The organism is Bacteroides sp. HF-162 (assembly GCF_015679285.1).
GTDB lineage: Bacteria > Bacteroidota > Bacteroidia > Bacteroidales > Bacteroidaceae > Bacteroides > Bacteroides uniformis.
Genome location: NZ_CP064937.1, coordinates 1387114 through 1399558, shown reverse-complemented (window position 1 = coordinate 1399558; position 12445 = coordinate 1387114). Strand labels below are relative to the sequence as shown.

Genomic DNA, 12445 nt, shown 5'->3' with positions numbered 1-12445 from the left:
CTGATTTCAGGCTGCAAACTTACCGCATACATTTTGCAGCATTACTGCATACACTTTGCAGCATTGCTGCATACCTTTTGCAGTGACGCTGCAAAGCAATTGCAGTAGCGCTGCAAAAGGTATGCAGTACCACTGCAAAATAGTTGCACTGATTTTGCAGTGGTTACGCACTGATTATAAGTTTATTGCATTTCGAACGAAACTACACCACGGACGTCGGCAGACGAAGCGCAAACGTATGCCTTGAACTTACCCGATTCGTACTTCCAAGCTGCGGAAGCCTCATCGTAGAACTTCAAATCATCCGGAGTAAGGGTGAAAGTCACACTCTTCTCCTCGCCCGGTGCCAGAGCGACTTTTGCAAAATGTTTCAGCTCCTTTACAGGACGAAGCACACTGCATTTATCATCGCCTACATAAAGCTGTACAATCTCTTTTCCGGCAATGCTACCCGTATTCTTCACGGCAACTGTCACCGTCAGCGTACCGTCGGCAGCCATGGTCTTGGCAGAAGCCACCGGTTTGCCATATGTAAAAGTAGTATAGCTCAAGCCATGACCGAAGGGGAAGAGTGCCGGAATCTTCTTGGTGTCATGCCAACGATAGCCCACCAGAATATCTTCCTTGTACTCCTGCTTAATGCTGTCGCCCGGATAACTGAGTTCATCGAAAGCATGTGCACCGCAATCCGTCAACTTGGCAGGGAAAGAGAAGGGCAACTTTCCGCTTGGATTTACCGCACCACTCAAGATGTCAGCCAGAGACTTGCCACCCATGGAGCCTAAATACCAACCTTGCACAATGGCAGGGACCCGGGATACCCACGGCATTTCCACCGCATTGCCGCTGAGAAGTACCAAAACGAGATTCTTGTTTACACCCAGCAAAGCTTCAATCAGTTCATCCTGCCCGAAAGGCAAGCCGTATTCCAGACGGTCGCCGCCTTCACAATCCTGGAAGTGGTTCTTGTTCAATCCGCCTACCAATACCACCAAGTCTGCCTTTTTCGCCATTTCCACAGCTTCTGCACGGAGTGAGTCTACCACATTCTGCGGAATTTCATCTGCACGGCCGTACATCGGACGACCGGCGGCATAGCCTTTCGCATAGGCTACCTTATCGCCATAAGCGGCACGCAAGCCATCCAGCGGAGATACCATATCCTTCACTTTCAGTTCGGAAGAGCCTCCTCCCTGATTCAGCAAGCGTACGGCATTATCGCCCACCACCAGGATATTCTGATACTTGGCTGCATCAATCGGCAGCAACGGAGCACCTTTCTTTACCACCGGAACATTCTTCAAGAGCACAATGCCCTCATTGCCTATCTCGCGGGCAGCGGCATAATGCTCTTCCGTAGCTACCGAACCATAGGGTTTCTGACGGTTCATCGCCGTACGGAATATCAGACGAAGAATACGGGAAGCCTTGTCGTCTATTGTAGACATCGGCACTTTGCCATCTTTCAACATCTGGAGGTAAGGGTTGGCAAGGTAATAATCGTTATAGGTAAATACACTCTCGGACGTCAGACCGTTGGTGTAAGAACCCATTTCAATATCCAGACCGTTGACGGCAGCTTCATAGGTGTCGTGGGCACCGCCCCAGTCGGTAATGACACAGCCATCGAACTTCCAGTCATCTTTCAGAATCTTGTTCAGTGTGAAATCGTTATGGCAGGCGTGCTGGCCGCGAATCTTATTGTAAGCGCCCATAATGCTCCAGGCACCTCCTTCTTCTACCGCAGCCTTGAATGCAGGCAGATAGATTTCATGCAAAGCACGGTCGCTAAGATTCACATCAATATGTCCGCGCCACAGTTCCTGGTTGTTCAGCGCATAGTGCTTGACACAAGCTGCCACTCCGTTCTTCTGCAACTCCTGGATGTAAGGTACGCACATCACACTGGCCAGATAAGGGTCCTCGCCCATATATTCAAAATTACGCCCGTTCATCGGAGTGCGGTAGATGTTGACGCCGGGGCCCAGCAACACATCCTTTTCACGATAGCGCGCTTCCTCACCGATGGCCTTGCCATACTTGGCAGACATGTCCGGATTCCAGGTAGCGGCCAGACAAGTCAAGGCCGGGAAAGCGGTAATGCTGTCATTGGTCCAGTTGGCATATCCCCAGTCATTCCAGTTGATTTCGGCACGGACACCGTGAGGGCCGTCGCTCATCCAAAGCTCGGGAATGCCGAGTCGCGGAACACCCGCACTGCTGAATTTACTCTGCGCATGGCAAAGGGCTACCTTCTCTTCCAGCGTCATCCGACTAAGGGCATCCTTTACACGTGCTTCAATAGGTTGTGCATCGTCCATATAGACCGGTGTCTGTGCAGACACGGTACTGATGGAGCATGTCAATAATAGGGTTGCTAAAAATTTATTCTTCATATCTTAATTGGCACATTAAATTATCATTTAATTTTAATCGTTGTCGTCGCCTTCTCCAGTCCATCAGCCGTAGCCGTCACCTTGACACCACCCGGTTCACCGTTGTTCTGCAGTACCACCAGGCACTTCCCGTAGAAAGCCTTGCGGTGGTTGTCCTTGAACTTCTCCATAGAAATAGGGCTTCCGTTGTCCACTCCGGCTATGAAGCCGGCACCTTCTACGGCAAAGGTCACATCGTTTTCGGCATTCGGACACAAATTTCCATCTTTGTCCAGAATCTCAACCGTAATGAAACTCAAGTCTTTGCCATCTGCCTGAATGGTACTGCGGTCAGGGCTGAGACGAATCTGTGCAGGTTCACCCGCTGTCCGGATTTCCTGCTCGGCCACAGTCTTTCCTTCCTTGCGGGAAACAGCCTTTACCGTACCCGGCTCATACTTCACGCGCCACATGACGTGGAAATCGTCTTTTCCCTTGTTGCGCACACCCTGCGACTTTCCATTCACGAAAAGCTCCACTTCGTCGGCATTGTTATAATATGCCCACAAATCTATGTCTTGTCCCTCCGTCCAATTCCAATGTGGGAAAAGATGCAACACCGCCTTGTCCGGACGCCACTCGGACTGATACATATAGTAGACGTCCTTCGGGAAGCCAGCCAAGTCGATAATGCCAAAGTAAGAGCTACGTGCCGGCCAACCGTAAGGAGTAGGCTCACCGATATAATCGAAGCCCGTCCAGACGTATTGTCCACTGATAAAGTCGTTGTTCTTTACATGGCGCATAGTACCTTCGTGACGGTTGCCCCAAGGAACATGACAGTTGTCGTAGGAGGAGCAAGAGAACGAGGCATCATAGAAAGGCTTGTCCCAACGTTCGGGCCAGATGAACATCGAATCACTCGGCATCCGGTAGTAACCGCGTGTCATCAGGCCGGAAACACTTTCCGTTACGATGAACGGCTTACCGGGGAAGTTCTCGGGAACACCTGCAAACCAGTCGTCATGGTAATTGAAGCCGATAATATCAAGCGCACCGGAACGGAACAAATGATTGTTCGGATTCGGCTCGTTGCAGCCTGCCGTCACGGGGCGCGTGGCATCGAGCTTTCTCACCATATCCGCCAGTTTCTTTGTCAGCAGTGAGTTGACGGACATTTCTCCGTCCTTTGCCAGCATATCCGCACTATGGCCGAAGTTCAAGACCAGGTTGGCCTCTGCCAGACTCAAGGTGTCGGCTTTGGCATCCGTCCACTGCTCCAGCACTTCGTTGCCGATACTCCACATGAAGATGGAAGGATGATTGCGGTCACGCAGGATAAGGTCAGTCAAATCACGTTCGTGCCATTCGTTGAAATAGCGTGAATAGTCGTGGCGGGTCTTTTTCTTGCGCCACATGTCGAAAGTCTCGTCCATCACGATGAAGCCCATACGGTCGCAAAAGTCGAGCAGCTCCGGTGCAGGAGGGTTATGGGAACAACGGATTCCGTTGCAACCCATTTCTTTCAGAATCTCCAACTGGCGTTCGATGGCGCGCGTATTCACCGCAGCTCCCAGGCAACCCAGGTCATGATGCATGCAGACACCGTTTATCTTCACTTGTTCACCATTCAGGATAAATCCTTTTTGTGCATCGAAGCGGAAAGTACGGATGCCGGTAGGAGTATAATAACGGTCGAGTACCTCGCCGGTCTCTTTATTCTTGAGGATGCTTTCTACCTTATACATATAAGGTGCATCAATACTCCAGAGATTAGGATTCTTCAATTCTATTTCCTGCTCCATTTCTGCCGGAGCGACAGGCATCAGCTGAGCTTCCGACACAGCCTCACCTACCACATGACCGTCGGCATCCACTAACCGGGTTTGCAGGACGACATCAATCAGAGGAATAATTTCCGAATCGAACACAACATATGTACCGTCGGCCTGCTGCACGGAATCTTCCGTCTGCGTCTCTACATCGTACTGTAAACTGGTACGTATCTTCAACCGGGCACTGTTCTTCGACACTTCTTCTGCCGTCACGTAGGTACCCCACTGTGCCACATGCACCGGATTCAGTTTCGTCAACCACACATTACGGTAGATACCGCAACCGGAATACCAACGTGAATTGGGTTGTTCGGCATTGTCCACTCTTACAGCAATCACATTCTTCTCCCCCCATTTAATATAAGGAGTCAAATCATAACTAAACGAGATGTATCCATAGGGGCGTGTTCCCAGTTCATGCCCATTAATATAAACGGTGGAGTTCATATAGACACCATCGAAATCTATGCGATAGCGCTTGCCCTCATCGACCTTATCGGCAATAAAAGTCTTACGATACCAACCTATACCACCAGGCAGAGCACCTCCCCCTGTTCCTGACGGATTGTCCCGACTGAACTCTCCTTCAACAGCCCAATCGTGGGGCAAGTTCAGTTTCCGCCAGTCTGCGTCATTATAATCTGAACGGGATGCCGCTGTATCGTCTCCCAAGCGAAAGGCCCAGTCGGCAGTAAAATCCAAGCTACGGTCATCGCCAGCTACCTCTTTAGGAGCATTGCAACCAACCAGCAGGGACAGCCCGATGGCCAAAGACAATATGATTTTATTCATGGTAATAAATATCTAAAAGATTATCGAGTGCCTATTCCTCTCTTACAGCTATTCAGAAGCAGGGAAGTTTCTGGCACCGGGGAACAACGAGACCGGCACCCGGAAGATTTCTCTCCCTGGCACCGTCGTCTATCATTCTGATTATAATTTTATAGTTTGCGCTTTTCCGGCATACTTCACTGTTGTGCCTTTCGCCTTTAAATCGAACGGTTGCGGCTGATCTTTGCTTACCTTCACTACATTGAAAGTACGTTCCTTCAGCATACCAGGGAAGTCACCCGTACGGTCACCGATAACCAGTGTACCTTCAGCATCGTTATAAGCAAAGGGTATAGTGGCATATTGTCCCTTCTCGTAATTATAGTTCACACCTTCATCTTCATAGAGTGTAAATGCACCGTCCTTACCCGTATAGACATAGAATGTGATTTCCGAAGCCGGTTTTTCATCACTGTATTGCATATCCGGACCATAAGGTACAATGGCACCTTCGCAAACGTAGAGCGGAATACGTTCATAAGGAGCATCCACTGTCAGCTTCTGGCCACCGTCCACATACTTGCCGGAGTAGAAGTCATACCAACCGCAGCTTGCCGGGAAATAAACCTCGCGGTTGCGTGCACCGTATTCGTAAACCGGAGCCACCATCAGGGCAGAACCGAACATGAACTGGTCACCTATATTGTTGACGTTTGCATCAGCTGTGAAGTCCATTACGAGCGGACGCATGATGGTATAATCATTGAAATAAGTCATACCTGCCAAAGAATAGATATACGGCATCATGTTGTAACGCAACTTCGTATAATAAACGATGGAGTTGTAGCACGGATGTCCTGCCGGAGCGATATTCCAAACCTCACGGTACGGATACTGGCCGTGTGCACGGAACAACGGGCAGAAAGCGCCGAACTGATACCAACGGGTATTCAACTCTCTCCATTCCTTATAATCAGCATTTTCACGTCCAGTCTTGTTGAATTCCATCTGACCAGCCACATAACGGTTCTCTACACAGAATCCGCCGATGTCCATAGTCCAATAAGGGATACCGCTGACAGCAAAGTTCAGGCCGGCAGAGATTTGTGCTTTCATATCTTCCCAACGGGTAGCGATGTCACCACTCCAGGTGGCAGTAGAATAGCGTTGCAATCCTGCAAAGCCGGAACGTGTTAACAAGAAGACGCGTTTATCCGGTTCCACGCCGCGCTGTCCGTCATAGATAGCTTCGGCATTCATCAGCGCGTATGCATTGAAGAACTTGGCAGAGGGGCCGAGTGCTGTCGGACCGCAAAGGTCCTTGCGGTATTGCAAATCCGTACAGTCGCGTATGTTCGGTTCGCTGGCATCCATCCACCAGGCATCTATGCCGAGAGGATAGTAATGGTCTTGCATCTGCTTCCAGAAGAGCTTGCGTGCATCGGCATCGTATGCGTCATAGAAAGAGCCCAGATAGCCGGGACCTACCCAGTCTTTAATACTGTCTTTAATAGCCTGCTGGTATATCCAGCCTTTTTCGTCAAATTCCTTGAAGTGTTCGGTCGTAGCATAGAACTTGGGCCATACGGAAATCATCAAACGTCCATTCATGGCGTGGATGGAGTCGACCATTCCTTTCGGATCGGGGAAACGTTCGGGGTCGAACTCATGGCTTCCCCAAGAATCCTGCTTCCAATGCAGCCAGTCGATTACGATATTGTCGATAGGAATCTGACGTTCACGGAATTCCTTCAAGGTGGAGAGAACCTCCTCACGCGTATTGTACTTCTCACGGCTCTGCCAGTAACCCATCGCCCATTTCGGCATAATCTGGGATTTACCTGTCAATGTACGGTAGCCGCTAATCACATCGTCCATATCATCACCATAAACGAAATAGTAGTCTATTTCATTCTGCATTTCACCCCACCAGGAGAGTTTGTTCTGTTCTTCATCAGCCACCGGACTCAATGCCCGCAGACCGCAGTAAGAAATTCCGGCGTCAGGCTTCCATTCTATCTTCAACGGAACGCGCTTGCCCGCTTCCAGATTGACAGCAAACTTATAGCTATTAGGATTCCAAGCCGTACGCCAACGTTCGGGAACCACCAACTCATTATCAATATATACTTTCATGTAGCCTGCATAGTAAAGGATGAAGCGGAACAAGCCGCTTTCTGCCGGTTCTATTTCTCCCTCATAAACTACGTCGGACCCTCCGAACGGGAACTCCTCAGGCAAATTAATCACCTTACTCAGATGTGCGGCACGGTCCAGATGTTCAAAATAAAGAGAATCCTCACGACGTACAAGGGTTTCCACGTCTTTCTTGCCCGGAATATATGTACCGGTCAAAGCACCTTCCTTGCCCTCTTTATCATAAAGTTTGAAGACATCACCCAGCTGTGAGTAATCGCGCGGGTCACCGAAACGGCAGAGCGAATAGCTGTCCCAAAGCACACCGTAGTTCTTATTAGACACAATGAAGGGTACAGACACCTTTGTATTATACTGGAACAGTTCCTCATTCTTACCTTTATAGTTGAACTCATCCGCCTGGTGCTGGCCCAAGCCATAGAAAGCCTCATCATTGCCTGCCGACTGGAATACTTGACGTACTGTATATCCTTTCGTACCTTCCACTTCCACCGGAGTAAAGGTCCGCCCGTCAGAGTCTTCAGCCAGAATCTGCTTGCCGCCAGCATCCGTGAAGCGTACCTCACCCGTTGTCTTAGACACAATGGCACATAATTCCGATGTCTTGACAGTCACTTCATCGCCCTGCTCTTCGACCTTAAAGTCGGTCTTATTCTGTTGAGGGATCACAATGAGACTCTGCTCCTTTGAAAATTCCTTCTCAGGAGTAGCCGATACATGAATGAGCTTCTCGCCCATTACTTCTAATCTTACTTTACGCACATCCGTCGGTTGCTGCTGCTTGACTTCCACAACAACACCGTTCTCGGTCTTTTGGAATCCGCCTCCGGAACATGCGGCGAGCATCCATCCGGCAAGCAAATAAACTGAAGTGTTTTTCAATTTCATATTACTGTTTTTAAAGTGAATTTTCTCCGATGTAAAAATAGAAAGTTTCCTTCAAAAACGGGTCCCCCCGATGTTGAAACACAAGGGCGCTTTTGATTACCCTAAAAGACAATATGTTTCCGTAAGGGGTATCTTTTGTTATTTACCCTCTCTTTCCTGATAAACAGAGGGCAAAACGCCGAATTCATCCTTGAAATATTTGCTGAAATACTTGGGGTTGTTAAAGCCCAACTGATACGCTATCTCCGATACATTTTGCTGACTCTCGCGCAGCATCTGCGCCGCTCTTTTCAGACGGATGACACGGATAAATTCAATGGGTGTCTTACCGGTTATCTGCAAGAGTTTCTTGTAAAGATGTACCCGGCTCATACCCAACTCATGGCTCAGCTCCTCTACGGACAAATCACTACGTGCAATATTCGCTTCCACATATTTGATAGCATTTTCCACCAGCTTTTCATCCAACGAAGTAATGGCTATTTCACTTGGTTCGGGGTCAATCTTTGTACGCAGCCTATTCTTACCGCTAAGGTCTATCAGCTTGCGCATACGCAATATCAGTACTTCCATATTAAACGGCTTCGTCACATAATCATCCGCACCGATAGTCAAGCCCTCTACTTTATTCTCTACCGACTGTTTGGCAGTCAGCAACACAAAAGGTATATTCTCCGTATGCTTGTCCGTCTTTACCCTGCGGCAAAGTTCGTTGCCATCCATTACGGGCATCATCAAGTCACTGACAATAAGGTCGGGCTTCAGCTCCGGGATGACATTCCATGCTTCTTGTCCGTTGGCAGCTACTTGAATGGAGAAATACAGACTCAAGCTGTCTTTCATGAAGGCAACAAAATCTTCGTTATCATCCACAATAAGCACCAAGGGCTTCTTCTTTTCTCCGGCCGATTCTTCCTTTTCCCGATTTGTCCCCCCAATCACTTCCAGCGCAACCGCATCTTCTTCGGCCGCTTCTTCCGACAAAGGCGTAGCAACATTCACCACCGAATGCTTGATAGGAATATCCACTACAAATACGCTGCCCGAACCCACATTGTCGAACACACGCACAGCACCACCATGGAGCGTCACAAAGTCACGCACCAAGCTTAGCCCGATACCGCTTCCGGTGGAATGATTATCCTCCCCTTCGTGCTCCGCTTGATAGAACCGTTCGAATATCCTTTCCTTGTCTTCATCCTTGACTCCTATCCCCGTATCGGATACTTTGATTTCCAGAGTTTCCGGAGAGCCCTTCAGCACTTCCAACGAAACATCCACCCTCCCGCCATTAGGAGTAAACTTAAAGGCATTGGACAGAAGGTTCATCACAATCTTGCCCACCTTGTCTTCGTCAAAGGACATATTCAGCCATTCCACCGCCGAAAAGAAAGTAAGGTGCACATGTTTTTTTTCCGAAAGCATCAGAAAAGAGCTACAGATATTACGTACATACGCCACAATGTCTCCTTCGGAAAGAGTAAGGTGCAAACCCGCCATCTCATTCTTACGGAAATCAAGCAGCTGGTTCACCAAATTCAGCAGACGCAATGCATTGCGGTGAATCATACCCAGTTTGTCTTGCCATTTTTCATCTGCCGTCTCCTTCATCATACTCTCCAACGGCGAGATAATCAGCGTCAACGGAGTGCGCAATTCATGGCTGACATTAGTAAAGAAACGGAATTTCATCTGGTTAACTTCCTCGTTCTTTTTGGCATCCCGCTCCATCTGGCGTATCTTGAATTTGTTACGCTCCCTACGCTGCACCGTATAGAAAGCCAGAAACAAACTACCGAGCAATAACAGCACATAACAAGTGTATGCCCATGGAGTCATCCAAAAAGGCGGAAGAATCACTATCTTCAAGCAAGCCTCTTCAGTACCTGCATATCCGTCGCTATTCGTAGCCTTTACTTTCAGCTCATACGTACCGGGAGCCAGATTCGTATAGGTCACACGGTGCATATCGGACATGCTCGTCAACCAGTCCTCATTGAATCCCTCCAACTTATAAAGATACCTCGTCTTTTCCGGTAACACATAATTGTCCGAAGCGAAAAACACCGTAAATACGTTCTGCTTATAAGTCAGCACCACTTCCTTCGTTTCATTCAGCGCTTCCTTCAATATCACATGGCCTGCATACTCTTCGTTCACCTTTACATCCTCATTGAACAGTTGAAATCCGGTAAACATTACTTTAGGTAGTGTACGGTTGTACCTTATGTTATCAGGTCTGAAACGGTTCAGTCCATACAGTCCTCCTACTACGATTTCACCTGTATGCAGGCGTTTAAGAGAACGCTGATTAAAATCACAAGTCTGCAATCCGTCCTTATCGTTATAAGTATAACAACGAAAAGAAATCTGTCCCGTCTTATTGTCCGACAGCAGAACCACATTTATCAGCTCCCCTCCCGTACTGACCCACATTCCTTTATTATCATCTTCCGTGATACCTAATATCAGTAGTTTCGAGAAATCGGATTTTATGGGGACTTCATGTATTTCATCCCGTTGCGGATCGTATACATTAAGTCCCTCGCGTGTAGCCAGCCAAAGCAGTCCTCTACTGTCTTCGTACACCTGATTGATGACCAAATTTGAGAGAGTGGTCTTACCGGACTTTGTACCGGTAAAGTTCGCAATTTTCCTGGTGGACAAATCCATGACAGCTATGCCTGCTGCAGTTCCAATATATAATGTATTGTTGCGCCCTACACAAAGGGATGAGATATAATCCGACACCAGATTGGAATTCCCAGTAGAATAGGTTGTAAAAATTCCCGTTTTAGGGTTCAGGCATTGCAATCCCTGCCCCAAAGTCCCCACCCAGATATTCCGGTCAGCGTCTTCGGCCAGTGCCCATACATTGTCATAAGCCAGTGAGTTCTTGTCATCCTTGTTGGCACGGTAATGGATAAAGCGATTACCGTCATAACAATTCAGTCCGCCCCAAAAAGTTCCTGCCCACAACCGGCCGTCACGACCCTGAAGAAGACAGACAATCACATCGCTTGAAATGGAACGGGGATCTGCCGTATGCGAAAAGGTTTTCCGTTCATCCGTCACCATATTCCAGCGCACCAGTCCACGGTCATTGGTCCCCAACCACACAATATCCCCTTGTCCGTCCTCCACACAATTAATGTCACCCAAATCGACAATGCCAAACTTGAAGCTACTTTCATTGTAAAATGAAACACCTTTCTTATAAGTGCCCACCCACATGGTACCAACATTATCTTCATAGAGAACAGTCACCGTATTGTTGGAAATCGTACGCTCATTATTAGGGTCATTCATCAATCGCACGCTCTCTCCATCCAGACCTATCACTTCAATTCCATCCTGGTCTCTACCAATCCAAATGTTTCCATACTTATCCTGCGAAATGGCCCGTACCATGTTAGAGCGATCGCTCCTGACAGAACGCACCTCCCAGCTTTTCTTCGGCAGATGGTAAACCCACATTCCTTCAACGCTATACATCCAGACACGTTCATGACTGTCAACGAACAAAGTGAAAGTTTCTGATTGATTTTTCCCCCATTGACTGGCAATACCGTCGAAAGTCCATTTTACATTCAACTTCTCCCTATCCAGACAAGCCAGAACTCCATTGCCGAAAGCCAACAAGATTCCCTCACTACATTCCGTCATGTCTGTTATGTTCATCTCTGTCAACAAGGTATCAGTACCAGCCACCATCACCGCATTCTCTTGTCCCGGCTTATAACAGTAAATACCTTTACCCGCCACATAAATCCAGAAAATCTTTTCGCTATCAATATACACAGTGGAAGGATTCCCACTTATCCCAATATGCCACATCCAGCCCTCCACATTGCGGTCGAAAATATCGGATACAGAGTTATAAATGGCATATCCCGCTCCTGTACGTACCCACAAATTTCCAGTAGCATCTTCCTGAATGTCCTCAATATAACTATCCGGCAGCGAATTGCCGTCATCCTTCAGGCTGCGGTATATCCTGGTATCATAGCCGTCATAACGGTTCAGCCCGGAAGCTGTGCCAAACCACATGAATCCATGTGAATCTTTATAAATGGCATTAACCTGGTTATTGGAAAGCCCGTCTTTTACTTCCAAATGTTTAAACATGTAGTTGTGCGAAGCGGCAGTGAAGCAAGCTACCCAAACCCATAAGACAAGTAATAGCAATCTTTTCATTCTATCGGAGATAAGGAACACATATTTTATTGCAAATGAAGCAAAAAGCCGATAAAAAAACAAGAAAAGCCCGTCTTTTTTTATCATTTTATCCCCCTCATTTGTTTCATGGGCAGAAAAAAGAAGGAGAAGTACATTCCTCACGGACAGACTTCTCCATAACCAATCAAAAAAAAACTATATTAACAATTTTGTAACCTAATAAAAACTATCTATATGAAA

General features: G+C 47.8%; 4 protein-coding genes. All 4 read right to left on the bottom strand.

Annotation, left to right across the window (positions count from 1 at the left end):
* Positions 1-182: 182 nt before the first annotated feature.
* Positions 183-2396: a glycoside hydrolase family 3 C-terminal domain-containing protein gene (locus ITJ87_RS05370; RefSeq protein ID WP_117964250.1), complete on the bottom strand. Its 2214-nt coding sequence runs from the start codon at positions 2394-2396 to the stop codon at positions 183-185.
* Between the two features lie 23 nt (positions 2397-2419).
* The gene (locus ITJ87_RS05365) at positions 2420-5002 is read right to left on the bottom strand and encodes a glycoside hydrolase family 2 TIM barrel-domain containing protein (protein WP_117974587.1); all 2583 of its coding nucleotides are present in this window, start codon (positions 5000-5002) and stop codon (positions 2420-2422) included.
* 141 nt (positions 5003-5143) lie between these two features.
* Positions 5144-8026 carry a TIM-barrel domain-containing protein gene (locus ITJ87_RS05360; protein WP_117964252.1) on the bottom strand — a complete coding sequence of 961 codons (2883 nt, stop codon included), beginning with the start codon at positions 8024-8026 and terminating at the stop codon, positions 5144-5146.
* Between the two features lie 138 nt (positions 8027-8164).
* Positions 8165-12223, bottom strand: coding sequence for a hybrid sensor histidine kinase/response regulator transcription factor (locus tag ITJ87_RS05355; RefSeq protein ID WP_117964354.1), 4059 nt, complete (start codon positions 12221-12223; stop codon positions 8165-8167).
* Positions 12224-12445 lie beyond the last annotated feature (222 nt).

Bases quoted from the DNA above. Each gene is read 5' to 3' on its own strand.
- ITJ87_RS05370 (WP_117964250.1), bottom strand. From the start codon at position 2,396: ATGAAGAATAAATTTTTAGCAACCCTATTATTGACATGCTCCATCAGT.
- ITJ87_RS05365 (WP_117974587.1), bottom strand. From the start codon at position 5,002: ATGAATAAAATCATATTGTCTTTGGCCATCGGGCTGTCCCTGCTGGTT.
- ITJ87_RS05360 (WP_117964252.1), bottom strand. From the start codon at position 8,026: ATGAAATTGAAAAACACTTCAGTTTATTTGCTTGCCGGATGGATGCTC.
- ITJ87_RS05355 (WP_117964354.1), bottom strand. From the start codon at position 12,223: ATGAAAAGATTGCTATTACTTGTCTTATGGGTTTGGGTAGCTTGCTTC.